Here is a 26,019-nt window from a genome sequence, read left to right as displayed (position 1 = left end):
GGGAAACCTCCGGGTCAGGCGAACGGGGTCAGTTCAGGGGCGGCCAAGGCCGTGATACGTCCAGCCTGCGGCGCGCCAGGCTCCTGCATCGAGGCAGTTGCGACCGTCGATGATTGTGCGGGCGTCCGTCCAGGTTGAGACCTCGCGGGGGTCGAGTTCGCGGAATTCGCGCCACTCCGTCAGAACGGTGATCACCTCCGCTCCGGCAACAGCGTCGCGGACGGACTCGTGGTAGTCGAGTGACGGCACCTTTGCGCGCGCCGTCTCGATACCCTCCGGGTCGGTGGCTCTGACCGTCACGCCGCGTAGAGCGAGACGGCTCGCGATGTCGAGAGCCGGCGAGTCGCGCACGTCGTCCGAGTCCGGCTTGAACGTCACTCCGAGCACGGCGACCGTGCGTCCGGCAAGTTCGGTGCCGAGCGCGTCAGTGATCAAATCAAGAACGCGCTGGCGGCGGCGCAGGTTTACCTGGTCAACGTCATCGAGGAAGGCGAGGGCGTGCCCGACACCCAGTTCCTCGGCGCGGGCCTGAAAGGCGCGGATGTCTTTCGGCAGGCAACCCCCGCCGAACCCGACGCCCGCGTTCAGGAAGCGGCGACCAATGCGGGCGTCGTGACCGATCGCATCCGCCAGGGTGGTGACGTCTGCGCCCGTGACCTCGGCAATCTCGGCCATCGCGTTGATGAATGAGATCTTGGTCGCGAGGAAGGCGTTCGCGCTGACCTTCACCAGCTCGGCGGTCGCGTAATCGGTGATGATGCGCGGGGTGCCGGTCGACAGCGGTCGACGGTAGACCTCGTCAAGCACATCGGAGGCCCGGTCATCCCCGTGACGCACGCCGTACACCAGGCGGTCGGGGGTGAGCGTGTCACTGACGGCGAAACCTTCACGCAGGAACTCGGGATTCCACGCTAACTCGGCGCCCGTCGCCTCCACCTTGTCGGCAAGGCGCGCGGCCGTGCCCACTGGCACGGTCGACTTGCCGACGACGAGGTGCCCAGGGCCGATGTGCGGCAGCAGGGCGTCGACGGCGGCATCGACAAAACGCAGGTCGGCGGCGTTGCTGCCCTCGAGCTGGGGGGTGCCGACCGCGACGAAGTGCACGCGGGCGTGGCTCACTTCTGCAATGTCGGTCGTAAAGCGGAGACGGCCATGCTCAGCTTTCAGGAGCTCGGGTAGCCCTGGCTCGAAGAATGGTGCGCGACCGTCGCTGAGCGCGTCGATCTTGGCTTGGTCGACATCGACGCCGACAACGTCGTGGCCGAGTTCGGCCATACACGCAGCGTGGACGGCGCCCAAGTATCCGCATCCGATGACAGAAATTCGCACGGACTCGACTCTATCGCTGGCGAGTGAGCCCTCAGCGCTCGATGGGCGCGATGGCACGGTGCACCTGATGGCGAAGCCACCAGGCGGGTCGCCGTGGCCGGAAACGACGAGCGGGCTCGATGGCCACGAGTTCCATGTCGTCCTCTTCCGCAAGGTAGTCGTAGCCGATCGCCTGGTACACCCGGTCGGGGTCCAGACGGTTGTAGAGATCGCGCCGCGCCCGACGCGCTCGAGCGGACATCATCTTCAAGTGAAACAGGTCAACATCCAGCATGATTCGACGAAAGTCAGGGTCAAGCGGGTACGGCTCCCCATGCACCGGCTTGTCGGTCATGGTGACCGGCCCTGTCACGGGAAAAAGCCCCCAACGACGCTTGTGCCCCCACACCCCGTCTACTCGAAAATGCGTGGCAGACCACAGCTCGCGGACGCGAAAACCGCCGATCACGCGCTCACCCTGATGAGCCCGCATAAACGCGCGAATCTGGTCCCCCGCGGTTGGCTCTAGGCGCTCATCCGGATCGATGACCAAGACCCAGTCGGCCCCCTGCGCGCGGGCATCGGCAATCAGGCGTCGGCGCACGTCCCCCTCAGAAAACCACTCAGCCGGGTTCTGACGATCGTCGTTCGCGACGTATCCATCGACGAAATCGATATTGCGCAGAAGGTCAGGCACGAGGTGTGCGTCGAACCGGTAACTGAACACGGCGTACAGGGTGTCGGAACTCATCGACATCAGCTCTCGCGGTCGCGCCGAAGGCTTCCCGTGGGCGGCTCGGCCGCGTCCCGCCGACGCTGCGCCGCGACCGACGACGTCGACGCCTCCATGAGGTCGCTCAGCGCCTGCTGCACGAGCCGCGCGCTCGGCACATCGCGCAGCATGACGGGTCGGTCAAGCCCCGTGTTGACGAGCACGTCGCCGCTACGGAAGAGCAATTGCAGTCCGGCCTGGCGCACCGCAACGTCGTAGCCACGGCTGTGCAGCATCTCGTGTCGGTGGCGCGCGAGAATGCCGCGCTGAATGATGAGCCGGCGCGTGGTGAGGGTGTACCGCGTGTTGAGCCAGCGCACCATCGGCACGGCCCAGAACAGCAAGATGAGGCCGACCGCCGCCGCGAGCACGGCGAAGACCTGCCACAGCTCGTCGACCGTGAAGGCGCCCCAGCTGGCGGCCCCCACGATCACGGGCAACAGCAGGTTCGGCATGAAGACGCGGCGCGCGTGCGGGCGCAAGCGAACGATGACCTGCTCGGGGACACGCGTCGCTCCCGTCGTGTCCACCGACCCCGTCATGTCGTCATTCATACCGCAGGTGGGTGACGTCGCCCGCGGCAATCGCCGTGAGAACTGAGTCCCGGTCACGCACGAGCAGCAAACCCGCGTCGTCCAGCCCCTCGGCCGTGCCGAGCAGCGGCGCAAGGCCCGGTCGGTCAACCTTCACGGCGCGGCCGCGGGTGTGCAGCACGTCCTCGATGTCGGGCTTCAGCACCGACGGGTCGCGCGCCTCGCGCCACCGGGCGACCAGCGGCAGCCACTCGGCCAGCCACGCCGCTAGCGCGCGGTCGGCGATGTCGGCGCTGCGAGCATCCGGAACGTTCTCGAGCGCCAGCGACGTCGCCGTGGCGACGGGCAACTCATCGGCCGACTGGGTGAGATTGAGCCCACTGCCGACCACGACACCGTGCGGGGTGAGCTCGGCGAGGATGCCGCTCAGCTTGCGCCCGCCCACCAGCACGTCGTTCGGCCACTTGAGGCCCGCCCCCGGCACGCCCAGCGCGCGAACGGCGCGGGTCATCGCGAGGCCCGCCACGAGCGGCAGCCAGCCGAGGTGGGTCTCCGACGGCACGGGATGCCCGGGGCCGACCCCCACAAACACGCTCACGGCGAGCGCCTGGCCGGGCCGCGTCGACCAGCTGCGGCCGAGGCGGCCACGCCCCACCGTCTGGGTGTCGGTTGCCAGCAGGTGCCCGTCCTGGAGCTCCGCCGCGCGCGCCACGAGGGCCGAGTTGGTGCTCGGAATCTCGTCGACCCACTCGAGGTGCGGGGCGAGGGCGCGGCTCAGCGGCAGGTCGGTCACAACTCCAGGCTACGTGCACACTGGTCGTATGCCCGGGCTCGCCTTTCTCGCTCTCGCGTCGAGCGTGCTGCTCGGCATCAGCGACTTCCTCGGCGGGGCCCTCTCACGCCGCGTGCCCCTCATCATCGTGCTGCTCGGCTCGCAGGTCGTGGCGTCGATCGCCATCGCCGCGCGGCTGCTGGTCGACCCGTTTCGGGGCGACCTCGCCGACGCGGTGATGTGGGGGTCGATCGCGGGTATCGCGCAGGCGGTGGGTGTGGCGGCGCTGTTCCGCGGACTCGCGATCGGCACGATGGGCGTCGTCGCCCCGGTCTCGGCCCTGTCGGTGCTCGTCCCCGTCTCGGTCGGGCTGGCCACAGGCGACACGATCGGCCCGCTGCTCGGCGTCGGCCTCGCCGTCGCGGTCGTCGGCAGCGTGCTCGCCACCGGCCCCGAGGTGGGGCGGCCCCGCCCGCCGGCGTCGGGTGACTACGGGTACGTCGCGGGGGTGCGCAGTCGTCGCGCCCTGCAGTCGATCGCGCTGGCCCTCGTCGCGGCGGCCGGCTTCGGCACCTCTCAGGTCGGCCTCGCCCGCGGCGCCGCCGCCGACCTCACCACCACGCTCGTCATGACCGCGGTCGTCGTGCTCGGCATCTACATCGTCGCCTTCTCCACGTGGATTCACGTGCGTCTGCGGGGCGCCGCCGCGAGGCTGCACCGCGGCCGACCGGCCATGCCCGCGCTCGTGCCCACGCGCATCCGGGGCCGCGATGTCGTCGCGATCGCCTCGATCGGGATACTCGTCTACCTCGCCAACGCCGCATACGGAACCGCCGCGCAAGCGGGTGCCCTGAGTGTCGTCGCGGTGCTGGCCTCGCTCTACCCGGCCGTCGTGGCGCTGCTCAGCTGGCGGCTGCTCGGCGAGCGCCTGCGCCCCGTGCAGACCGCGGGTGTGGTGCTCGTACTCGCCGGGGTCGCGGCAATCGCGGCGAGCGCCGCCGCCTAAGCAGCGGAGACGCCGCACCGCGCCCCACAGCGCAGACCTGCGTTTTTGTGCGGAACCACCAACGGCACGCGGGGCACCGCGGTGGATAGGCTGACACGGTGACCGACGAGACCCCCGCTCCCGACCTGTCGACCACGGCCGGCAAGATCGCCGACCTGAAGCGTCGCTACCACGAGGCCGTGACCGCCGCCGGCGAGGCCGCGATCGAAAAGCAGCACGCGAAGGGCAAGCTGACCGCCCGCGAGCGCATCGACCAGCTCCTCGACCACGGCAGCTTCGTCGAGCTCGACGAGTTTGTGCGCCACCGCACCCACGCTTTCGGCATGGACGCGAAGCGGCCGTACGGCGACAGCGTTGTCACCGGCACGGGAACGATCCACGGTCGCCAGGTCGCCGTCTACAGCCAAGACTTCACGATCTTCGGCGGCTCGCTTGGCGAGGTCGCCGGCGAAAAGATCATCAAGGTCATGGAGCTCGCGATCAAGACGGGCGTGCCGATCATCGGCATCCTCGACTCGGGTGGGGCGCGCATCCAGGAGGGTGTCGTCGCGCTCGGAAAGTACGGTGAGATCTTCCGCCGCAACACGGCGGCCTCGGGCGTGATCCCGCAGATTTCGATCATCTGCGGCCCGGCCGCGGGTGGCGCGGTGTACTCGCCCGCCCTCACCGACTTCGTGATCATGGTCGACAAGACCAGCCAGATGTTCGTCACGGGCCCCGACGTGATCAAGACCGTCACGGGCGAGGACGTCGGTATGGAGGAGCTCGGCGGCGCGCTCACCCACAACCGCACCTCGGGCGTCAGCCACTACCTCGCCGAGGACGAGCACGACGCGTTCGACTTTGCCCGGGCCCTGCTGAGCTACCTTCCCGACAACAACCTGGCTGAGCTGCCGCAGTACGAGTCGCACGCCGAACTCGAGATCACCGACGCCGACCGGCGCCTGAACACCATGGTGCCCGACAGCCCCAACCAGCCGTACGACGTGCTCGACATCATCGACCACGTGGTCGACGAGGGCTCGTTCCTCGAAGTGCAGCCGCTGTTCGCGCCGAACATCGTCATCGGCTTTGCCCGGGTGGAGGGCCGCAGCGTCGGCGTGATCGCCAACCAGCCGAACTCGATGGCGGGCACCTTGAACATTGACGCGGGCGAGAAGGCCGCGCGCTTCGTGCGCTTCTGCGACGCGTTCTCGATCCCGATTGTGACCCTCGTCGACGTGCCCGGCTATCTGCCCGGCACCGACCAGGAGTGGACGGGCGTCATCCGCCGCGGCGCGAAGCTGCTGTACGCCTACGCCGAGGCGACCGTGCCGCTCGTCACCGTCATCACCCGCAAGGCCTACGGCGGCGCGTACATCGTCATGGGCTCGAAGCAGCTCGGCGCCGACATGAACCTCGCCTGGCCGACCGCCGAAATCGCGGTCATGGGCGGACAGGGCGCCGTGAACATCCTCTACCGCAACGAGATCAAGGCGGCCGAGGCGAACGGCGAGGACGTCGCCGCCGTGCGCACGCGGCTGGCGAACGAGTACACCTACAACGTCGCGAGCCCCTTCCTCGCGGCCGAGCGCGGCGAGATCGACGGCATCATCGAGCCGGCGGCCACCCGCGCGGCGATCATCAAGGCGCTGCGGGCCCTGAAGGGCAAGCGCGCGAGCCTGCCGCCGAAGAAGCACGGAAACATTCCGCTGTGACCGACGCCGCCGACACCGCTCGGGATGCTCAGGGCGCGTCAGACGACGACGCCCCCGTCACCCCCGCCCTCCGCTTCGTCTCGGGACACCCGACCGACGAGGAGGTGGCTGCCGTGCAGGTGGTCATCGCTGCGGTCGCGGCCGAGCGCGCCGCACTCGGCGCGGAGCGGGTCGTGCCACCGGTCGACCTGTGGGAGCGCAGTACGCGAGCGATGCGCGCGCCGCTCATGGCCGGGCCGGGGCGCTGGCGCGAGTCGCGCGGCCTGCGCGGCTGACTGCGGTTTCCGTCGCCCGAATATCGCCCCGCGACCGGGATTTTTCGGGCCCAAACGACGAATTCCGTAGCACTTTGCTTCGGAATCAGTCGTCTGCCGTGGGAGCGCGCACAGTTTTGCGCCCTGTGGAGAACTTTGTCCCCCGAAATGCGCGGTTCTGGGCCGGAAACGCCCCCTAATGGGGGGTTCTTGTCCCCCAATCGGCGTCAAAATGTCCCCCACATGTCCCCCCAAATGCCGACTTTCCACAGGGTTGCGGGGTTGCCACACTAGAGGCACTCGATGGTGCATATCACGCACATCGCCCGTCTCGACCCACTGGGTATGAGGTCGACGATTGGGGGGCGAGTAAGCGACGCATTCGGGTTGCGTCACTCACTCGATAATGAGGGGCCGGAGATGGGTACTCCGGCCCCTCAATCTTTGTCCCGGCGGCGGCCCCGGGCGATCCATCACCCGTCGTAGGTTGCCCGCTCAGGTTCGGGCGCGCGGCCGCCTATTCAGGCTTGGCGATCTCCAGCCACAGGTCGACCTCATCGTCGTCGTCGTCCTCGTCGTCGCGACCGAGCTCGCTCGCGCTCGACTCCCCCGCCGGCGTCAACCCGACCACGGTGATCGCCGTCGGCGAATCCGCGGGCGCCGTGCGCGCAATGATGCGCATGGCGCGCGTGTCAGCGATCGCCTCGGCGAGTTCCGTCAGCGCGCCGTCCATGGCCGCCTCGTCGACGTCGTCGAGGCCGCCCTCGTCGAACAGGGTCACAACGGCGCCACGGCGACGAGCATCCAGCACGGCCTGGCGCACGCGGTCATTCAGCAGGCGACGACCACGAATCTCGTCACGGATGCCGGCCTCGAGGTACTGACACTCGCGGCGTTCCTCGTCGCTGAGAGCGCCATCTCGTTCAGCGATGAGCTGCAGCATCGGCAGCGCCCGATCGGTCGTGGTGCCCAGGCGTAGCTGGCGTTCGGTCAGGTGAGCTTCCTGGGCGGCCTGCCAGTTCGTCGCCTCGCGCTCCGCCTCAGTGAACTGCAGGGCGTCACGGCTGGCGGAGGCCAGAGCGCGCGACAGGATGTGGGAGATGGCTACCCACACGATGCTGCCGATCACGCCGATGCCGAGCACCGCGCCGAACCCGCCCCAGACAATGGTGTGAATCACCAGAATCGCGATGCCCGCCCACGCGAACAGATGCCGACGCCGGGTCGAGGTGATCGTCATCAGGGTACCCACGGCCGCCACGTACCAGGTTGCGTACCCCAGGCCACCGGGGCGCTCCAGATCGAGAGTGGGCGCGATCAAGAGCGGCATCGCCGCGCAGACGACCACGTTGATGCTGGCCAGCCAGGTCGGCATGCGCTCCGGTTGCCCGGGCGACAGGCTGACCGCCGTCGCCGCGACGTACACGACCATGGCCGCGATCACGGGCAAAGGGTTCGAGGGAACGTCGATCGTGTACAGGCCGAGGATGACGTGGTACCCCGAGAACACGGCAGCGAGGGTCACGATCAACGAGCGGGGAACGCCGATTCTCATGCGTCGTCTCCCGGCTCGGACTCGCCCTCAGCCTCGCCCGGCTCGGGCATCTCGACCGCAGGCCACCGCAGCGTGACCACCGTGCCCTTCCCCGGCACGCTGGCTACCGCAACCTCGCCGCCGCCGCTCGCTGTGCGCTCGATAATCGAGCGTCGCACCCCGAGCCGTTCCTGCGGCACCTCCGCGAGCTCGAACCCGACGCCCGAGTCTCCGACCACGATCTCGATGACGCCCGTGTGCAATCCAGAGATGTGGAGCCAGCGGCGCACCTCCGGGCCGCCGGCATGCTGGGCGCTGTTAACCATGGCTTGCACGGCGGCCGAATACAGGGACTCGGCGGTTCCTGCCGGGATGACCCGCGCATCCAAGCTGCGCAGTCGGGTCGAGAAGGGAACCGGCATTGTGCGCGCCGCCTGGCCGATGCGATCGGCCAGCTGCCGGAACCGTACCGTCGACCCGTCGTCGGGTGTGACGAGCGCCGCGTCCTCGAGGTGGCGAATTGCGTCGGCGGCCATGCGACCCGCGAGCAACTGTTCCTGCTCGCTAGACGCGCGGGCGGCGGTCAGCAACGTCGTCAAAACACTGTCGTGCACGATCGCGTCGACCTGCACCCGCTCGGCCTCGGTCGCGTGCTGGCGTACCGCGCGCGCGTAGCGCTGGAGCGCCGTCTGCTGGGCCGCGTCAACATTCGATGCCGCGACCCGCAGCATCGTGACGATCACCAGAACGGCGGCCCCCAGGATGATCGCGTAGACCGCGTTGAAAAAGCCCAGCTCGGCCGGCCCGGTGCCGCCCTGAGGAAAGGCGCGAATGACGCCGTACATGAGCGGCACGATCACGAGGTACGCGGTGGCGATGCGGGTGCGGAACCCGATTGCTGCGGCCGCGGTCGCCACCGTCGTCAACTGATATAGCCAGTGGTCACCCGACTGCACATTCTCGACGTCGGCGACGAACATCGGCCACGTCACGAGGGCAACGACGTACACGAAGGCGACGACCCGGGCGGCGCCCACGACGAAACGTCGAGCGAGCGCGCAGATGAGTGAAAAAACCAGGGCTGCATAGACCAGCGGAATGGCCGTCGCCGCCCACACGGGCTCGGCGAAGCCGTACTGGGCGAGCATCGCCGGAATCGCCTGCGCGCCGAAGACGATGCCGAACCCGGCCACGGCGCGCGACAGGATCGTGTCGACTCGACGACGACTGAGCGGCGCCAGAGGAGCCTTCATGTCCGGGAGGGCCGGCCCGGCCGGCGACACCGGGTTAGTCGGTGTCGTCGTCATCCGTGTCGAGCCCTGGCAGGATTCCGTCTTCGACGGCGCGACGCAGCAGGTCGACCTTCGTCGGCGCAGGGCGACCCACCTCGACATACTTCTGCCGGATACGGTCGAGATACTCGCGCGCGGTCGCGTAGCCGATGCCCAGCTGCTGGGCCGCCAACTTCAGCGGCAAGCCGCTGGCGTAGAGGTGCAAGATCTCGCGCTCACGCCGACCGAGCTGCGCCTTCGCGAAGTCGCGGTCGGCGTCGATTGCGCTCGCCCACTCGAGGTTGTTGAGCACCTCGCCGCGCGCGACCGTCTCGGCGGCCTGGATGACCGTGCGCGTGCTCGACGCTTTCGGGATAACCCCGGCGGCACCCGCGGCGAGCGCCTCGCGCACCAGCGCGACCCGGTCGGCAATGGAATGGACGAGCACCGCGGCACCGAGGGTCTGCACGTTCTTGACGTTCTCGGTCACGCTGGAACCGTCACCGAGGCTCAAGTCGAGCACGACGACGTCGACCTCCCGCCCGGCGAGGCCCTCGACGAGCTCGGCCACCGTTGCGGCCGCCACCACAAACTCGAAGCCAGCGTTCGTAAACGCCGCCTGCAAGCCGAGCCGCACCGACTCGTGGTCGTCGACGACCGCGACTCGATACTGCCTGCCCTGCGAAGTGGTCACGCCCAAAACCTGACTGTCAAATCTCATCAACCGCGCGAACGAACACGTGCGTACCCGGCGCGGTCGTTCGGGTCCGACGCGGCCATGCTATCGCCGCGACGCTCAGGCGCCGTTCAGGCGCGCACGAGCGTGGCGACCGCTTCCAGGTGATGCGTGTGCGGAAACAGGTCGAACGCTTCCAGCCGGGTCAGCGAGTACCCGTGCTCGGCGGCCAGCGCGACATCGCGCGCAAGCGCCACCGGATCGCAGGCCACGTACACCAGCTGGGCGGGGGCGAGGCGACCGAGAGCATCCATGACGTCGCGACCGGCGCCCGAGCGCGGCGGGTCGAGCACGACCGTCGCCGCGCGCAGCCGCGCCCGCTCCGCCGCCGACGAGCTCTGCTCGAGGCTGCGCAGCCAGCGGTCGACGCGCCCCGTCTCGGCCTGGGCGCCCAACCACTCGGCCAGGTTCTCGGCGGCATGGTCGGTTGCCCGCGCGTCCGACTCAACGCTGGTGATGACCGTGTCGGTGCCCGCGGCGTCGGCAAACGCGGCGGCGAGCAACCCGACGCCGCCGTAGAGGTCAAGGTTCAGAGCCCTCGGGTCGACCAGCTCGGGCACGATCGCCCGCTGAACCGCCCGCGTCAGCGCCGCCGGCGCCTCACGGTGCACCTGCCAGAACCCCGAATCGTCGAGCCGAAACTCGCGCTCGCCCACCCGCTCACGAATCAGTGACGGCGCCTGCTCGCCAACGATCAGGCGAGGCTCGCCCACCGTCGGCGCGAGCACGTCCACGGTCGGAACGCCCGAAAAGGTCTCACCGAAGGGGGTCGCGGCCTGAACCGCCGACGACGCAAGCGGAACCTCGTCGACGGGCACGACGCGGTGCGAGCGCGCCGCCATCGGGCCGAGAGCGCCGTTCGGTGCCACGTGCATCCGAATGCGGGTACGCCAGCCCAGCCCGTTCGCCGCGTCGTCACCCGGCAGCGACTGCACCGTGACGCCGGCGGCGGGATGCTCGGAGCCCGCCTCGACATCAACACCCGCCATGCGCGCCATCGCCTCCACCAGCACCCGACGCTTCAGCTCGCGCTGATGCTCGAGGGCGATGTGCCCAAACTCGGCACCGCCCGCGCGCTCGGCCGGATCACGCTCGACGCTCGCCGCCGACCACACGTGCGGCCGACGGTGCTCGCTCGGATTCAGCACCTCGACCGTCTCCGCCCGCCAGAAACTCTTCTTGCGCGTGTCGCTCAGCCGCGCCCGCACCGTCTCGCCCGGGATCGCGTCCGACACGAACACCACGCGCCCCTCGTGCCGCGCCACCGCCACCCCGCCGTGCGCGATGCGGTCAACCAGCAGCTCGATCTCAGTGCCCGGGGACGTCATGCGAACCAGCCTACGGGCGGGCCATACCGGCGCAGAGCCCAGGCCCGTACGATCGACGCGTGCGCCTCTACCTCGCCTCCACGTCGCCCGCCCGGCTCACGACCCTGCGCAACGTCGGCATCGAGCCGACCGCCATCGCGCCCGGAGTCGACGAAGAAGCCGTCGTCGCCGAACGCGAAGCCGAACTCGGGCACGCGCTCGCCGCCGCCGACATGGTGCAGCTCCTCGCGCGCGCCAAAGCCGAAGCGATCGTCAGCACCCAACCCGGCGGGGAGGTGCTCGACGGGTTCATCCTCGGCGGCGACAGCGCCTTCGAACTCGACGGCGTCATCTACGGCAAGCCGCATCGGCCCGAGGTCGCGCTCGAGCGCTGGCAGGTACAGCGCGGGCGCAGCGGCGTGCTGCACTCCGGGCACTGGGTCATCGACCACCGCGGAGGCCAGGTGCGCGGTGCGGTCGGGCGCGCCAGCAGCGCCGTCGTGCACTTCGCCGGCGACATCGAAGACGACGAAATCGACGCCTACATCGCCACCGGAGAGCCGCTCAGCGTTGCCGGAGCATTCACCATCGACTCCAAAGGTGCCGCCTTCATCGACCGCATCGAAGGAGACCCGCACACCGTCGTCGGACTCAGCGTGCCGCTCCTGCGCGTGCTCGTCCACGAGCTCGGCGGGCGCTTCACCGACCTCTGGAACCGGTAGCGCGCATCCCGGAGCGCGGTTGCGGGGCGCGTGCGCGCATCCCGGTGAGCGGTTGCGGGCCGGATGCGCGCATCCCGGTCGCGTTGTCGGCTCGCGCAACGCCTCGGGCCCCCTTTTGTGGATGCGCGCCAACCGCCGGGGGGCACGGCGGCCCTAGGGTAGAGAACCATGGCCCGAATTTCGAAGGTGCTCATCGCCAACCGCGGTGAGATCGCCGTCCGCGTCATCCGCGCAGCACGTGACTCCGGGATCGGCACCGTCGCCGTCTACGCCGACCAAGACCGTGACGCGCGGCACGTGGTGCTCGCCGACGAGGCGTATGCGCTCGGCGGCACCACCAGCGCCGAGACGTACCTCGTCATCGACAAGCTGCTGTCGGTCGCGCGTCGCTCCGGAGCCAACGCTGTGCACCCCGGCTACGGCTTCCTCGCCGAAAACGCCGACTTCGCTCGCGCCGTCATCGACGCCGGCCTCATCTGGATCGGCCCCTCGCCCGAGGCGATCGACGCCCTCGGCGACAAGGTGCGCGCCCGGCACATCGCCGAAAAGGTCGGCGCCCCGCTCGCCCCCGGAACCCTCAACCCCGTCGCCACCGCCGACGAGGTGCTCGACTTCGTCGACCAGCACGGCCTGCCGGTCGCCATCAAGGCCGCCTACGGCGGCGGCGGCCGCGGCCTCAAAGTCGCCCGCACCCGCGACGAAGTGCCCGAGCTGTTCGAATCGGCCACCCGCGAGGCGATCGCCGCCTTCGGCCGCGGAGAATGCTTCGTCGAGAAGTACCTCGACAAGCCGCGCCACGTCGAAACCCAGTGCCTCGCCGACGCCCACGGCAACGTCGTCGTCATCTCCACCCGCGACTGCTCGCTGCAGCGCCGCCACCAGAAGCTCGTCGAAGAGGCGCCCGCCCCGTTCCTGACGGACGCGCAGATCGAGCAGCTGTACTCGGCGTCCAAGGCGATCCTGCGCGAGGCGAACTACCTCGGGGCCGGCACCTGCGAGTTCCTCATCGGGGCCGACGGAACCGTCTCGTTCCTCGAGGTGAATACGCGGCTGCAGGTCGAGCATCCCGTCTCAGAAGAGGTGACCGGCATCGACCTCGTGCGCGAGCAGTTCCGCCTCGCCGAGGGCGAGCCGATCGGCTACGACGACCCGGTCGCGCACGGGCACTCGATCGAGTTCCGCATCAACGGCGAAGACCCCGGGCTCAACTTCATGCCCATGCCCGGCCCGGTGCACGCGCTGCGGTTCCCCGGCGGCCCCGGCGTGCGCGTCGACTCGGGCGTCACCACCGGGGACGTCATCTCGGGCGCCTTTGACTCGCTGCTCGCGAAGCTCATCGTGACCGGCAAGACCCGCGAGGATGCTCTCGAGCGCTCCCGCCGCGCCCTCGCCGAATTCGAGGTGGCCGGCCTTCCCACGGTCCTGCCCTTCCACCGCGCCGTCGTCGACGACCCCGCGTTCGCACCGTCGAACGGCGAGCCGTTCAGCGTCTACACCCGATGGATCGAAACCGAGTTCGCCGGGGAGCTCGAACCCTGGAGCGGCACCCTCACCGGTGCCGAGGTGACCGGACCCGCAGCGCGCTCGACCGTCGTCGTCGAAGTCAACGGCAAGCGCATGGAGGTGTCCCTGCCCGAGTCGCTCGTCGGCGTGGGTGGCGGCAGCTCTGGCGCGGCCGGGTCGAGCGGCGGCGGTGCCGCCGCCCCCGCACCGCGGCGACGCGGCGGCGGCGCGGCCGCCGCCGGCGGGTCGGGCGACAGCGTGTCGAGCCCCATGCAGGCCACCGTCGTGAAGATCGCCGTGGCCGAGGGTGACACGGTGGTCGCGGGTGATCTCGTCGTCGTGCTCGAAGCCATGAAGATGGAGCAGCCGATGACCGCCCACAAGGACGGCGTCGTGGCGTCGATTGGTGCGTCGGTCGGCGAGACCGTCGCCGCGGGCCACGTGCTGCTCACGATCGCCGACGCGTAGCCGCGCGTTCCCGCGCGGCCGCGCGCACCCGACCTCCTAAGTTCGAGCCTGTATGCGCAGGTCGCGCAGCCTCGGTCGAGCACGAGTTGCGCAAACCCGCTCGAGTTCGGGGCGCTGCGTCGTCAGTCCGGCTCCCTCCAGCCCCGCGGGAAGATGAAGCCGGCCCGGCGCAGGCGGTCCGCCAGACGTGTCCTCGAGCGACCGATCGTCCAGTCAGCTCGAGCGAAACCTCTCACGCCCGCACGGATCTCGTCCTCCCGCAGCTTCTCATCGAACAGCACCTCCTCGGCCGACCGGCCGTTCCGCATGCTGGGGTCGGTCAGCTTGGCCCTCCCGTCGAACTCCAACACGAAGTCCTGATCGGGCCAGTAGAAGTCCGCAAAGTACTGAGCTCCCGAATCGCCGCGAAACTCGACCTGCAGTTCGGGCGGAGGAACTCCCAGTCGATGAAGCGTGACCCTCACCAGCGACTCGCCCGCACTACCGGCGCGAGCATCCGCGAATTCGGCCACGCGCAGCGCACGACTTCGCCCGCGTCTGACGGGGCGGGCCGCGCAACAGTCGATCAGAGCGTCGCGGTCGAGAGCCGGGCGCTCGAAACCCGTGGTGAGCCCGCGCAGGGCCGCGTCGGCCACCATGACGGATGCGGCCATCGAGGTGGTGGCGGCCGCGTCGGCGACAGTGCGGGCGAGCGACGTCACAGGGAGCCGGTCGATACGAGCACCGTCGTCGCGTTGCCCAGCGGTGTGGCGCACGAGCCCGCCCGGCCGTCTGCTCGACGAATGACGCCCGCCAGTGACATCCGTGCGCAGCAGGTGAACAGTCTCCGGCCACGCATCGAGCCACGGCAGCCGCCAGAGCGCGGCTGCGCTCGGCCCGGCGACCAGATCGTGCGGGTGCAGTCGCCCCACGGCCGCCGCGTGGATGCGCGCCCGATACTTGGCGTGTCGGTCGAGGCCTGCCCAGGCGGTTGCGCTGATGCAGGCACCGCGGGCCAGCCGGACGTATTCACCCCGATCAACGGCACGGTCGAGGCTGCGCCGAAAGCCGGGATCGTCAAGTGCGCCGACGCGCACCAGCCCGTCGCGGTCGGAAAAAGTGGAGAGATCGACGTGCATGCCGTGAGGCTCACCCGCTGACCGCGCGCGTTGAGGTGCTTTCGACCGATGGGTGGAAGACGCGCGGCAGAGCCTCGTGGGGAGGACGTGGCGGCGCCGGCCCGGGGTGTCACCGTGCCACTGTGCGCAATTCGTGCGGGTTTGCGACTGCGCGGGTTGCGCAAACCCGCTCGATCTCGGCGCGGGCGGGCCCGGCGGGGGCGCGCGGCCGCAGGCGCCCGTCTACTCGCGGCGGACGTGCATCGCGCGCGCGGCGTCGGTGATGCCGCCCGACAGCGACGGGTAGACGCTCATCGCGGAGGCGAGCTGGTCGACGGTGAGGCGGTGCTCGACGGCGAGCGCGATCGGCAGGATCAGTTCGGAGGCTCGAGGGGCGACGACGACTCCGCCGATGACGGTGCCCGACGTGCGCGAGGCAAAGAGCTTGATGAAGCCCTCCTTGATGCCCTGCATTTTGGCGCGCGGGTTGGAGGCGAGGGGCAGCTTGTAGACCGTGCCGCGCGCGACCCCGGTTTCGACGTCGCGCTGCGAGAAGCCAACGGTCGCGATCTCGGGGTGGGTGAAGATGTTCGAGGTGATGTTGCGCTTCTCGATCGGGTCGACGGCGTCGCCCATGGCGTGGAACACCGCCGTGCGCCCCTGCATCGACGCGACGGAGGCGAGCGGCAGGTAGTCGCTGCAGTCGCCGACCGCGTAGATCGACGGGATGGAGGTGCGCGCGACCCGGTTCACGCGAATGTGGCCCGACTCGGTGAGCTGCACGCCCGCCTCTTCGAGGCCGATCCCGTCGGTGTTGGGCACCGCGCCGACGGCCATGAGGCAGTGCGACCCCTCGATGACGCGCCCGTCGGAGAGGGTGACGCGCACGCCGTCGCCGACGTTCTCAACCGTGGATGCTCGCGAGGCCGACAGCACGTCGATTCCGTTCGCGACGAACACCTTTTCGATGAGCGCGGCGGCGTCGACGTCTTCTCCGGGCAGCACTTGGTCGCGCGACGACACGAGGGTGACGCGGGCGCCGAGCGAGCGGTAGGCGGAGGCGAATTCGGCGCCGGTGACGCCTGAGCCGACGACGATGAGGTGCTCGGGCACGTCGTCGAGGCCGTACAACTGCTTCCACGTCAGCACCCGCTCGCCGTCGGGCTGGGCGCTCGGCAGTTCGCGCGGCGAGGCACCGACGGCGAGGATGATGGTGTCGGCCTCGCACTCATCGAAGTCGACGCGCTTCTTGCCGTGCCCCGTCGAGACGACGACGCGATTCGGGCCATCGAGCCGTGCATCCCCGTTGAGGATGCGCACGCCGGCCTTTTCGAGCTGCTCGTGCATGTCTTGCGACTGTTGGGCGGCGAGCCGCAGCAGTCGCTGGTTGATCGCGGTGAGGTTGACGGCGATTTCGGGCTTCACCGCGCGACCGGCCTCGGTGCGCGAGTAGAACTGCACGCCGACTTCGGCGGCTTCGGTGATCGCCTCGGCGGCTTCGGCGGTGGCGATGAGCGTCTTCGACGGCACGACGTCGGTGAGCACGGCTGACCCGCCGACGCCGCTACGTTCGATGAGGGTCACCTCGGCCCCGAGCTGCGCTCCGGCGAGCGCCGCCTCGTAGCCGCCGGGCCCTCCGCCAAGGATCGCGATCTGGTGTTTGCGTTCGAATTGGGTCGCCACGCGCCCATTCTTCCACCCGGCGCGGATGCACGGGCGAGGCCCCAGCCCACACGCCGGCTGGCGGGCGGATCGCGACCGCACGGCCGCCGCGTGCGCGCAGATGAGCGTGAGCCCGCGCATCCGCGCGACTCTACGATTGTGTCTATGTCTCACGCGCAGAACCCGCTCGACGACCCGACCGCCGACCCCTTCGCGATTGCGCAGCAGGCGGCAGCCCAGCTGGCCGAGGCCACGGGTGTCAACCGCCACGACATCGCTCTGACTCTCGGCTCGGGGTGGGCGAAGGCCGCCGACCTCATCGGCGAGACGACGCACACGATCCCGGCGCCCGAGATCGTCGGCTTCTCGAAGCCGGCGCTCGAGGGCCATGTGGGCACCCTGCGCTCCGTCCTGCTGCCGAGCGGCAAGCGAGCGCTCGTGATCGGCGCCCGCACGCACTACTACGAGGGTCACGGCGTGCGCCGCGTCGTGCACTCGGTGCGCACGGCGGCCGCCGCGGGCGCGACGACGATGGTGCTGACGAACGGTGCCGGGGGCATCAAGCCCGAGTGGCAGCCCGGTACCCCCGTGCTGATCAGCGACCACATCAACCTGACCGCCGACAGCCCGCTCGAGGGCGCGACGTTCATCGACCTCACCGACCTGTACTCGGCGCGGCTGCGCGAGGTCGCCCGCTCGATCGATCCGACGCTCGACGACGGCGTGTACGTGCAGAACCGCGGCCCGCACTACGAGACGCCCGCCGAGGTGCAGATGGCGAAGGCCATCGGCGGCCACATCGTCGGCATGTCGACGGCGCTCGAGGCGATCGCGGCCCGCCAGGCCGGCATGGAGATCCTGGGCCTGTCGCTCATCACGAACCTCGCCGCGGGCATCAGCCCCGAGCCGCTCAGCCACCAGGAGGTCATCGACGCCGGCCGCGCCGCCGAGCCAGTGATCAGCGCCCTGCTGGCGAAGATCGTCGCCGCGATCTAGGCGAGTACCGCCCGCGACGCGCATCCCGAGACACTGACGCGCATCCCGAATCAGCGAAGGAGACGCCTGATGACGCACCTCGACTCTGCGAAGGCCTGGCGCGAGCAAGACCCTGACCCGGTTACGCGCGCCGAATTGGATGCTCTCATCACCGCCGCAGAAGACGGCGACGTCGCCGCCACTGCCGAACTCGCCGACCGCTTCGGTTCGCGCCTCGCGTTCGGTACGGCCGGCCTGCGCGGCGAGCTCGGAGCGGGGTCGAACCGGATGAACCGCGTGCTGGTGACGCAGGCCGCCGCCGGCTTCGCGCGCTTCCTGCTGGGTCGCGAATCCCACCCGAGCGTGGTGATCGGCTACGACGGGCGAGTGAATTCCGACGTGTTCGCGCGCGACACGGCTGAGATCATGGCGGGCGCCGGAGTGCGCGCGATCCTCTTGCCGCGACTGCTGCCGACCCCGGTCTTGGCGTTCGCCGTGCGCCACCTCGGCGTGAGCGCCGGCGTCATGGTCACCGCGAGCCACAACCCGCCGCGCGACAACGGGTACAAGGTGTACCTCGGCGGCGCCGACGAGGGGTCGCAGATCGTCGCGCCCGTCGACGCCGAGATCCACGCGGCCATTTTCGACGTGGCGACCTCCACGACCGTCGACCTGATCCCGCGCTCGACCCACTACGAGACGGCGGAAGACGACATCGTCGAGGCGTACATCGACGCGACGGCGGCGATTGCGGGCGATGGGTCCGCGCCGGGCGCGACCGCGCGCATCCCGGTGCCGTTTACGTACACGGCCATGCACGGTGTCGGTTTCGAGACCAGTCAGAAGGTGTTCGCACGCGCCGGCTTTGCCGAGCCCACCGTGGTCGCGGAGCAACGCGACCCCGACGGCGCGTTCCCGACCGTGGCCTTCCCGAACCCGGAGGAGCCCGGCGCCATGGATCTCGCCGAGGCGACGGCGAGCGCCGCCGGCTCGCAGCTGATCATCGCGCACGACCCCGACGCCGACCGGCTCGCGGTGGCGATTCCCGACGCCACGGCGGCGACGGGCTGGCGCAGGCTCACGGGCAACGAGGTGGGCACGCTGCTCGGCTGGCGCGCCGCCGAGCGGGAGGTCGCCCGCGGCGGCTCGGGCACTCTCGCGGCGTCGATCGTGTCGAGCCCGGCCCTCGCGACCATCGCCGACCACTTCGGTCTGCCCTACCGCGACACGCTCACCGGGTTCAAGTGGGTGAGCCGCGTCGAGAACCTCGCCTTCGGCTACGAGGAGGCGCTCGGCTACCTCGTGAACCCGCAGTCGATCCGCGACAAAGACGGCATCTCGGCGTCGACCGAGTTCCTCGCCATGGCGGGCGAGCTCGCCGCGCAGGGTCGCACGGTCGCCGACCGGCTGCGCGAGGCCGACGAGGTGTTCGGCGCCTTCGCCTCCAGCCAGGTCTCGGTGCGCGTGACCGAGCTGGCCGCGATCGGCCGCATCATGGCCCGCATCCGGGATGCTCGCCCCACCGCGATCGGCGCAATCTCCGTCACGCAGACCGACGACTTCGCGAACGGCTTCGGCGACTTCGGGCCGAGCGACATCCTCCGGTTCTGGATGGACGGCGGCTCGCGCGTCATCGTGCGCCCGAGCGGCACCGAACCGAAGGTGAAGGTGTACATCGACGCCGTGTCGCACGACGGCACCGCCGATCAGCGGCGCGCCGCCGCGCTCGCGACGGTCGCGGCCCTGACCGCCGGCGCACAGGAGTTGCTCGCCGAGTAGAGCGCCGCGCGCCAGCCGCCGCGCGCCGCGCGGGCCGAACTCGTGCGGGTTTGCGCAGGTCGTGCCGCCGCACCGCCGCACGATGTGCGCAAACCCGCACGACCTGAGCGCGCCTAGGCTGGTGAGGTGACCGCCGCACCCGCCGACCCCGCACCTCGGGCCGGCCGATCCTCCAGCGCGCACCCCGACCCGCTGCTACCGCGGCCCGTCGCGGTGGTCTGGTTCCTCGCGCTCCTGCTGTTCGCCGCGGGCCTCGTCGTCGGCGGGGTGCTCGGCGGCGACGCCGCCACGACGGGCACCAGCACTCTGTCGCTCGGCGCCGTGCTGCTCGGGGTGACGGGCCAGGGGATGCTGTACGCGCGCCGGGGCTACGACGCCCTCGACCGCCTGCAGCGCGTCGCGACGACGTCCATCGCCCTCGCCTCAGCGCTCGCGACCGGCGGCATCGTCGCCCTGATCGTGTTCGGTCCCGACCGGCCCATCGGCCCCATCACCGCAGTGGCGGCGATTGCCGTCATGGCCGCGGCCGCGTCGGCGGCCGCCGCGACGAGCGTGTTGATTCGCCCGCACGTGGAGGCGATGCCGGCGCACATCTGGGCGGGCATCGGAGGCTCGGGCCTCGCGGTGCCCTTCATGGTCGCCGGGGTCGATCCCGCCCTGATCGTCGCGGCGACGGTCGGCCTCGCCACCTACGACCGCGTCCGCGGACGACGGATCCACCGCGACCTGGAGCGTCGCCGCGCCCTGTCGGCTTCGATCGACGAGCGCGGCATTCCCGTGCGCGGACTACCCGGCTCACCCGTGGTCGAGCGCACGCGCCCGCGAGCCCCGTGGAGCCGCCGTGAGCGCCGCCTCAGCCTCGGCCTCGGCATCGCCGCCCTGCTCACCGTCGTCGGAGCCTGGGCGGGCGGAGTCCTCATCGCCGACTCCGCGCCTGGGCTCGTCTCGGCCGGGCAGGGGCTCGCTGTCGTCACGCTCGGCGCGATTCCCCTCCTCGTCCAGGTCGCTCTCCTCCTGCGCCTCGCCGCTCGGGCCCGGCGCGTCATCGCGACGACCGGCGCGGTCATCATCGCCGCGTCCGCCGCCGTGCTGATCACCCCGTCCGAGTCGGTGGCGCTCGTCGCCTGGGCTCTGCAGAGCATCGCGGCCGGTGCCGCCGTCGCCGTACTCACGAGGATGCTCGTGCCCGGTACCGCACTCGGCGCCGCCGCGATCGTGGTCGCCTCCGCCACCGCGTGGTGGGTGATCGTCGTCACCTCGGGCGGCATCGCGCTGGCGTTCGCCGCCGTGCTGACCACGCTGCTCGCGCTGCGCCGTCGCACCACCGACGACGACCTCACGCCGACGGGGGGCGCATCGCCCGGGTCACCGGCCTAGGCTGGATCGCATGAGCATCGTTGACCGCCTCGCCGCCCCTCCCACCACACGCATGTCGGGAGTGGCATGGGCGTCGGCCGCGGCCGTCGGCTTCGTCCTCGCCGCGTTCGGGCCGGCGCTGTTCTCGACGCCCACCGACTCTCCCGAGACGCTTCTGCTCATCTCCAATCTGACCGGTGCCCTCGGAGTTCTCGCCTTCCTGGCCCTGCTGCGCGCCGTCCACGCCGCGGTGGGGCGCCGCGCCGTACCCGCCTGGCTGATCGCTTTGGCCTACGTGCTGCTCGCGCTGCGTCTCCTCGTGCTCGTGCCGTTCTTCTTCGGGTCGTTGGACACGTTCGCCGCCGCGGTCATCCCGATCACGTTCTTCGCACTCGCCGGGGCCGCAGCCGCGTGCGCCGCCATCGGCTGGATGCCCGCCACGCCCGAGTCGCGCACGCCGCTGCGCATCGCCGTGGTCGGCCTCACGATCGGCATCGTGGTGACGCTCATGCTGCTGACCGGCACGGGGCTCGTGCTGATCGTCGTGTCGCTCGCGCTCGCGGTGATGAACGCGTTCCGGAAGCCCCCGGCGGCCATCGACGAGGAGTAGCGCGAGCGCTCGGCGCGGCACACGCCTCAGCGTGCTCACCATCCGGCGCGGTCGCGCGCGAGGGGGTCAGCCGATCGCGGCCTCGATCTTGCGGCTCAATTCATCGGTGTCGAAGTAGTTTTCGACCACGACGACGTCCGCACGCGTGGGGCCGATCGCCTCGACGAACTCCTGGCTCGTGAGGATGACCTGCGCGTCGGCGGCCACCCGCTGCACCGAAGCGATGTCGGCGGCGACGACGGTGGCGGTGAGCCCGAGCCGCTGCAACACCCGCTCGGCGTTGACCTTCAGGATTCCGGACGAGCCGATGCCCGCGCCGCAGATCGCAACGATTTTCACGGGGCTGGCCTCCGAGCATCCAGAATGTTGCGCACCTGGTCGCGGGTCGTCGCGTCCGCGATCGCGTGGATGGCGGAGGCATCGTTGAACACGTTCGCGAGCGCCGCGACGGAGGTGAGGTGGGCATCCGGCGCGTGCACAGCGAGACCGATGACCACCCGCACCGGGTCGTTGTGCGCGTGGCCAAACGCAACGGGTGTGGCGAGCGTCACGACCGACAGCCCGTCGCGGCGCACCTCGGGGCCGGGGCGCGCGTGCGCAAGCGCGAGACCGGGCGCGATCACGATGTACGGGCCGTGGTCGTCGACCATGCGCACCATGGCGTCGGTGTACTCGCTCGTGGCACACCCGCAGTCGACGAGCGCGTCGCCAGCGAGCCGCACGGCATCACGCCAGTCGTCAGCGCGCGCGTGCAGCACGATGGCGCGGTCGGCAAGAGGGGGCAGTTGCGCCTCAGCCGGGTCGAAAGAGTCGGTCATCGGGCGTCGTCGAACCCTTCGATGATGGCGTCGGCGAGTGCCTCGCGGTCTTCCACGGGCAAGAATGCGGCCTCGGCGGCGTTCAGCTGGAAAGCGAGAAGGTCGTCGAGGTCGTAGGCGAACTCGTCGGCCACGAGCGCGAGTTCGCGGCTGAGGGTCGTGCCGCTCATGAGGCGGTTGTCGGTGTTCACGGTGACCCGGAAGCCCAGCTGGTACAGCAGGTCGAGCGGGTGGTCAGCGAGCGAGTCTCCCCACTGCGCGATCGCACCGGTCTGCAGGTTCGAGCTCGGGCTCGTCTCGAGCGCGATGCCGCGATCTTTCACCCACTCGGCGAGGCGGCCAAGCCGCGCATACTGCTGGTCAGCCTCGCGCGTGATCTCGATGTCTTCGGCGAGGCGCACTCCGTGACCGAGGCGCAGAGCGTGGCCGTCGTTCAGGGCGCTGCGAATGCTGTCGAGCCCGTCTGCCTCGCCCGCGTGAATCGTCGCCGGGAAGAATTCGGCGGCGAGCAGGTCGAAGGCGTCGCGCATGCGGCTCGGCGGGAAGCCCGCCTCGGCGCCCGCGATGTCGAAGCCGACGACGCCCGAGTCGCGATGACGGAGGGCAAGCTGTGCGATCTCGAGCCCGCGGTCGGCGTGCCGCATGGCGCTGACCAGCTGACCGACGCGGATGCGGTGCCCGGCTGCGCGCGCGGCCTCGACTCCCTGATCGAGCCCCTCCTGAACGGCCTCGACCGTCTCGTCGAGGCTGAGGCCCCGCGTCAGGTGCTGTTCGGGCGCCCAGCGCACCTCTCCCCAGATGACGCCATCGGCCACGAGGTCGTCGACGAACTCGCGGGCGACCCGAGTGAGCCCCTCGCGGGTCTGCATGACCGCGGTCGTGATGTCGAACGTCTTCAGGTATTCGACCAGCGAGCCAGAGTTCGACTTCTCGGCGAACCACGCGCCCAGTTCGTCGGCGTCGGTCGTGGGCAGCTCGACGCCAGCGTCAGCAGCGAGCTCGACGATCGTGGCCGGGCGCAGGCCGCCGTCGAGGTGGTCGTGCAGCGACACCTTCGGAAGCTGCTCGAGCGCGATGTCGGTGCCGGGCAGGTGGTGCGGTGTCGCCGTCGTCATACCGTCAAATCTAGTGGTCGCGCGAGCCCTACGCTGAGGGGATGCCCGAGAAGATCATCCTCGACTGCGACCCTGGCCACGACGACGCCATCGCCATGCTGCTCGCCCACGGCAGCCCCGACATCGAGTTGCTGGCCGTCACCACCGTGATGGGCAACCAGACGATCGAGAAGGTGACCAGAAACGCCCTCGCCGTGGCGCGAGTGGCCGGCATCACGAGCATCCCGTTTGCGCGCGGAGCGCACCGCCCGCTCGTGCGCGACATCGAAACGGCGCCCGACATTCACGGCGAATCGGGGCTCGACGGGCCCGTGCTGCCCGAGCCGACGATCGAACTCGACGACCGCCGCGCCGTGCAGCTCATCGTCGACACGATCATGCGGGAGGAACCGGGCACGGTCACCCTCGTGCCGACCGGCGCCCTCACCAACATCGCACTCGCGGCCCGGCTCGAGCCGCGGATCGTCGAGCGCGTGAAGAAGGTCGTGCTGATGGGCGGCGGCGTGCACGTCGGCAACTGGAACGCGGTCGCCGAGTTCAACATCGTCATCGACCCCGAGGCCGCCCACATTGTCATGAACGAGTCGTGGCCGCTCGTCATGGTCGGGCTCGACGTCACCCACCAGGCGCTTGCGACTCCCGAGGTCGCCGCCGCGATCGCCGCCGTCGGAACGCCCGCGGCCCGCTTCGTGGGCGAACTGCTCGACTTCTTCGGCCACACGTACAAAGACGCGCAGGGCTTCGACCACCCGCCCGTGCACGACCCGGTCGCGGTCGCCGCGGTGATCGACCCGACGATCGTGCGCACGATCGCCGCGCCGCTGACCGTCGAGCTGACGGGCACGTCGACGCTCGGCATGACAGTCGCCGATCTGCGCGCGCCCGCACCGGCAGGATGCACGACGCACGTCGCCATGGATCTCGACGTCGACCGGTTCTGGTCTCTCGTCGTCGACGCGCTCACGCGCATCGGCCACACCGAGTTCTAGCGCGGCGGCCGTAGCCGCCGCGCGCCGGCCTACGGCTCGACGACGCCCGCGATGAGCGGGCCGCCCGTGACGACCTCCTCGGACGCGTCGCCGATGCGGTACCCGCCCTCGAGCGCTTCGAGCGCACGGTCGAAGCGTGCTGCCTCGTTCGTGTGCATCGTGAACAGCGGCTGCCCCTTGGTGACGGTGTCACCCGGCTTCGCGTGCAGGTCGATTCCGGCGGCGTGGTCGACCGGGTCCTCCTTGCGGGCGCGTCCGGCCCCGAGGCGCCAGGCGGCAATACCGAAGGGCAGCGCCTGCTGCTCGACGAGCACACCGTCGCGGTCGGCCGTGACGACGTGCTGTTCACGAGCAACCGGGAGCGGGGCATCCGGGTCGCCGCCCTGGGCGCTGATCATGGCGCGCCAGGCGTCCATCGCCTTACCCGTCGTCAGCGCACCCTCGACGTCGGCGTCGGTGACGCCGGCGAGCTCGAGCATGTGGCGGGCAAGCGTCACGGTCAGTTCGACGATGTCGGCCGGGCCGCCGCCGGCGAGCACCTCGACCGATTCGCGCACCTCGTTGGCGTTACCGATCGCGAGGCCGAGCGGCACGTTCATGTTGGTGAGCACGGCGCGGGTGGCGACGCCAGCGTCTTCACCGAGGCGAACCATGACCTTGGCGAGTTCGCGCGACATCTCGATGTCTTTCAGGAACGCGCCCGAGCCGAACTTCACGTCGAGCACGAGCGCGGCCGTGCCCTCGGCGATCTTCTTCGACATGATCGACGACGCGATCAGCGGGATGCACTCCACCGTGCCCGTCGTGTCGCGCAGCGCGTACAGCTTGCCGTCGGCGGGGGCGAGCCCCGACCCGGCGGCGCACACCACGGCGCCCGCGCTCTCGAGCTGCGCCATCATGTCGTCGACCGAGACGTTGGCCCGCCAGCCGGGGATCGACTCGAGCTTGTCGAGTGTGCCGCCCGTGTGGCCGAGCCCCCGGCCCGACAACTGCGGCACGGCGACACCGAACGAGGCGACGAGCGGCGCAAGGGGCAGGGTGATCTTGTCGCCCACTCCCCCGGTCGAGTGCTTGTCGGTGGTCTTCTTCGACAGGCCTGAGAAGTCGAGACGCGTACCGCTCGCAACCATCGCGAGCGTCATGTCGCGCACCTCGTCGCGCTCCATGCCGTTCAAAAAGATGGCCATCGCCATCGCCGACATCTGCTCGTCGGCGATGTAGCCGCGCGTGTACGCGTCGACCATCCACTGAATCTGCTCGGTACTCAGGGCGCCGCGGTCACGCTTCGTGCGAATGAGGTCGACGACGTCGAACGGTTCAATGCTCATGAGCGGTACTCCTCCAGGGTGCGCGGCCCGAACGCGTCAGGCAGCACCTCGTCGATCGTTCTGATGCCCGACACGGTCTCGAGCAGCATGCCCTCGGCCGAGTGTTCGTACAGCAGCTGGCGGCAGCGGCCGCACGGCATCAGCGCGCCGCCATTGCCATCGACGCACGTGAAGGCAACGAGCTGCCCTCCGCCGGTCATGATGAGCGTCGATACGAGGGTGCACTCGGCGCACAGCGTCAATCCGTACGACGCGTTCTCGACGTTGCACCCCGAGATGACGCGACCGTCGTCGACGATCGCGGCCACCCCGACGGGGAACTTCGAGTACGGCACGTACGCCTTGCGCATGGCGTCCATCGCGACGGAACGCAGGGCATCCCAGTCGATGTCGGTCGTCGTCATCGC

25 protein-coding genes are annotated in these 26,019 nt (G+C 70.1%); 10 read left to right on the top strand and 15 right to left on the bottom strand.

The genetic code is table 11. The features are described from left to right. Positions 1–33 precede the first annotated feature (33 nt). The 4 genes from ACK4SC_RS06095 to ACK4SC_RS06080 are packed head-to-tail and all read right to left on the bottom strand — an operon-like array spanning position 34 to position 3,406. The gene (locus tag ACK4SC_RS06095; protein WP_409616021.1) at positions 34–1,329 is read right to left on the bottom strand and encodes a UDP-glucose dehydrogenase family protein; all 1,296 of its coding nucleotides are present in this window, start codon (positions 1,327–1,329) and stop codon (positions 34–36) included. Between the two features lie 31 nt (positions 1,330–1,360). Next, positions 1,361–2,005, bottom strand: coding sequence for a hypothetical protein (locus ACK4SC_RS06090; protein ID WP_409616019.1), 645 nt, complete (start codon positions 2,003–2,005; stop codon positions 1,361–1,363). 59 nt (positions 2,006–2,064) lie between these two features. Beyond that, entirely contained in the window at positions 2,065–2,622 is a 558-nt protein-coding gene (locus tag ACK4SC_RS06085; RefSeq protein ID WP_409616016.1) for a PH domain-containing protein, read from the bottom strand. A gap of 4 nt (positions 2,623–2,626) precedes the next feature. Next, a complete protein-coding gene (locus ACK4SC_RS06080; RefSeq protein WP_409616013.1) occupies positions 2,627–3,406 on the bottom strand; it encodes a biotin--[acetyl-CoA-carboxylase] ligase in 780 nt (259 codons plus the stop codon). A gap of 28 nt (positions 3,407–3,434) precedes the next feature. On the opposite strand from ACK4SC_RS06080, the gene ACK4SC_RS06075 reads away from it, so the two are divergent. The 3 genes from ACK4SC_RS06075 to ACK4SC_RS06065 all read left to right on the top strand — a co-directional run bounded on the left by ACK4SC_RS06075 (position 3,435) and on the right by ACK4SC_RS06065 (position 6,363). Beyond that, positions 3,435–4,391 carry a hypothetical protein gene (locus ACK4SC_RS06075; protein WP_409616010.1) on the top strand — a complete coding sequence of 319 codons (957 nt, stop codon included), beginning with the start codon at positions 3,435–3,437 and terminating at the stop codon, positions 4,389–4,391. 98 nt (positions 4,392–4,489) lie between these two features. Next, positions 4,490–6,088, top strand: a complete 1,599-nt coding sequence (locus ACK4SC_RS06070; RefSeq protein ID WP_409616007.1) for an acyl-CoA carboxylase subunit beta — start codon at positions 4,490–4,492, stop codon at positions 6,086–6,088. Further along, the gene (locus tag ACK4SC_RS06065; protein ID WP_409616004.1) at positions 6,085–6,363 is read left to right on the top strand and encodes an acyl-CoA carboxylase epsilon subunit; all 279 of its coding nucleotides are present in this window, start codon (positions 6,085–6,087) and stop codon (positions 6,361–6,363) included. The genes ACK4SC_RS06070 and ACK4SC_RS06065 overlap by 4 nt, the downstream gene beginning before the upstream one ends. Positions 6,364–6,859: 496 nt before the next feature. On the opposite strand, the gene ACK4SC_RS06060 is transcribed toward ACK4SC_RS06065, so the two are convergent. The 4 genes from ACK4SC_RS06060 to ACK4SC_RS06045 form a co-directional block, all read right to left on the bottom strand. After that, positions 6,860–7,897, bottom strand: coding sequence for a hypothetical protein (locus tag ACK4SC_RS06060; RefSeq protein WP_409616001.1), 1,038 nt, complete (start codon positions 7,895–7,897; stop codon positions 6,860–6,862). Then, positions 7,894–9,183: a sensor histidine kinase gene (locus tag ACK4SC_RS06055; protein WP_409615998.1), complete on the bottom strand. Its 1,290-nt coding sequence runs from the start codon at positions 9,181–9,183 to the stop codon at positions 7,894–7,896. Before ACK4SC_RS06055 ends, ACK4SC_RS06060 begins: the two co-directional genes overlap by 4 nt. Next, positions 9,164–9,841, bottom strand: coding sequence for a response regulator (locus ACK4SC_RS06050; RefSeq protein WP_409615995.1), 678 nt, complete (start codon positions 9,839–9,841; stop codon positions 9,164–9,166). Before ACK4SC_RS06050 ends, ACK4SC_RS06055 begins: the two co-directional genes overlap by 20 nt. A gap of 113 nt (positions 9,842–9,954) precedes the next feature. Next, positions 9,955–11,211, bottom strand: coding sequence for a class I SAM-dependent RNA methyltransferase (locus tag ACK4SC_RS06045; RefSeq protein ID WP_409615992.1), 1,257 nt, complete (start codon positions 11,209–11,211; stop codon positions 9,955–9,957). A gap of 59 nt (positions 11,212–11,270) precedes the next feature. Here ACK4SC_RS06045 and ACK4SC_RS06040 point away from each other — a divergent pair, with 59 nt between their 5' ends. Both ACK4SC_RS06040 and ACK4SC_RS06035 read left to right on the top strand, forming a co-directional pair. After that, positions 11,271–11,912 carry a Maf family protein gene (locus ACK4SC_RS06040; protein ID WP_409615990.1) on the top strand — a complete coding sequence of 214 codons (642 nt, stop codon included), beginning with the start codon at positions 11,271–11,273 and terminating at the stop codon, positions 11,910–11,912. A gap of 168 nt (positions 11,913–12,080) precedes the next feature. Next, the gene (locus ACK4SC_RS06035) at positions 12,081–13,883 is read left to right on the top strand and encodes an acetyl/propionyl/methylcrotonyl-CoA carboxylase subunit alpha (RefSeq protein ID WP_409615987.1); all 1,803 of its coding nucleotides are present in this window, start codon (positions 12,081–12,083) and stop codon (positions 13,881–13,883) included. Between the two features lie 122 nt (positions 13,884–14,005). Here ACK4SC_RS06035 and ACK4SC_RS06030 read toward each other — a convergent pair whose 3' ends face one another. Together ACK4SC_RS06030 and ACK4SC_RS06025 are read right to left on the bottom strand one after the other, a co-directional pair. Continuing rightward, on the bottom strand, positions 14,006–15,001 hold the full coding sequence (locus tag ACK4SC_RS06030) for a hypothetical protein (protein WP_409615985.1): 996 nt from the start codon (positions 14,999–15,001) through the stop codon (positions 14,006–14,008). A gap of 222 nt (positions 15,002–15,223) precedes the next feature. Next, on the bottom strand, positions 15,224–16,663 hold the full coding sequence (locus ACK4SC_RS06025) for an NAD(P)H-quinone dehydrogenase (protein WP_409615982.1): 1,440 nt from the start codon (positions 16,661–16,663) through the stop codon (positions 15,224–15,226). A gap of 144 nt (positions 16,664–16,807) precedes the next feature. Between ACK4SC_RS06025 and ACK4SC_RS06020 the strand changes: the two genes are divergently transcribed. The 4 genes from ACK4SC_RS06020 (at position 16,808) to ACK4SC_RS06005 (ending at position 21,362) form a co-directional block, all read left to right on the top strand. Beyond that, the gene (locus tag ACK4SC_RS06020; protein ID WP_409615979.1) at positions 16,808–17,638 is read left to right on the top strand and encodes a purine-nucleoside phosphorylase; all 831 of its coding nucleotides are present in this window, start codon (positions 16,808–16,810) and stop codon (positions 17,636–17,638) included. Positions 17,639–17,707: 69 nt separating this feature from the next. After that, on the top strand, positions 17,708–19,396 hold the full coding sequence (locus tag ACK4SC_RS06015) for a phospho-sugar mutase (RefSeq protein WP_409615976.1): 1,689 nt from the start codon (positions 17,708–17,710) through the stop codon (positions 19,394–19,396). Between the two features lie 126 nt (positions 19,397–19,522). Then, positions 19,523–20,773, top strand: coding sequence for a hypothetical protein (locus tag ACK4SC_RS06010; protein WP_409615973.1), 1,251 nt, complete (start codon positions 19,523–19,525; stop codon positions 20,771–20,773). Between the two features lie 10 nt (positions 20,774–20,783). Beyond that, positions 20,784–21,362, top strand: coding sequence for a hypothetical protein (locus ACK4SC_RS06005; RefSeq protein ID WP_409615970.1), 579 nt, complete (start codon positions 20,784–20,786; stop codon positions 21,360–21,362). Positions 21,363–21,428: 66 nt separating this feature from the next. Here the strand turns inward: ACK4SC_RS06005 and ACK4SC_RS06000 are convergent, their stop codons facing one another. Genes ACK4SC_RS06000 through ACK4SC_RS05990 form a run of 3 tightly spaced genes read right to left on the bottom strand, consistent with a single transcriptional unit; the run spans position 21,429 to position 23,295 of the window. Continuing rightward, on the bottom strand, positions 21,429–21,701 hold the full coding sequence (locus ACK4SC_RS06000) for a PTS sugar transporter subunit IIB (protein WP_409615968.1): 273 nt from the start codon (positions 21,699–21,701) through the stop codon (positions 21,429–21,431). Further along, positions 21,698–22,180 (bottom strand): PTS sugar transporter subunit IIA, encoded by a 483-nt coding sequence (locus tag ACK4SC_RS05995; RefSeq protein ID WP_409615965.1) that lies wholly within the window; start codon positions 22,178–22,180, stop codon positions 21,698–21,700. The genes ACK4SC_RS06000 and ACK4SC_RS05995 overlap by 4 nt, the downstream gene beginning before the upstream one ends. Further along, positions 22,177–23,295, bottom strand: a complete 1,119-nt coding sequence (locus tag ACK4SC_RS05990; RefSeq protein WP_409615962.1) for an adenosine deaminase — start codon at positions 23,293–23,295, stop codon at positions 22,177–22,179. The genes ACK4SC_RS05995 and ACK4SC_RS05990 overlap by 4 nt, the downstream gene beginning before the upstream one ends. Positions 23,296–23,336: 41 nt before the next feature. Here ACK4SC_RS05990 and ACK4SC_RS05985 point away from each other — a divergent pair, with 41 nt between their 5' ends. Then, positions 23,337–24,284: a nucleoside hydrolase gene (locus ACK4SC_RS05985; RefSeq protein WP_409615958.1), complete on the top strand. Its 948-nt coding sequence runs from the start codon at positions 23,337–23,339 to the stop codon at positions 24,282–24,284. Positions 24,285–24,313: 29 nt separating this feature from the next. Here the strand turns inward: ACK4SC_RS05985 and ACK4SC_RS05980 are convergent, their stop codons facing one another. After that, a complete protein-coding gene (locus tag ACK4SC_RS05980; RefSeq protein WP_409615955.1) occupies positions 24,314–25,612 on the bottom strand; it encodes a thymidine phosphorylase in 1,299 nt (432 codons plus the stop codon). Then, the gene (locus ACK4SC_RS05975; RefSeq protein ID WP_409615952.1) at positions 25,609–26,016 is read right to left on the bottom strand and encodes a cytidine deaminase; all 408 of its coding nucleotides are present in this window, start codon (positions 26,014–26,016) and stop codon (positions 25,609–25,611) included. The genes ACK4SC_RS05980 and ACK4SC_RS05975 overlap by 4 nt, the downstream gene beginning before the upstream one ends. Positions 26,017–26,019 lie beyond the last annotated feature (3 nt).

The sequence above is a fragment of the Microcella sp. genome, from assembly GCF_046293215.1.
Classification (GTDB): domain Bacteria; phylum Actinomycetota; class Actinomycetes; order Actinomycetales; family Microbacteriaceae; genus Microcella.
This window is presented reverse-complemented; position numbering and strand designations above follow the sequence as displayed.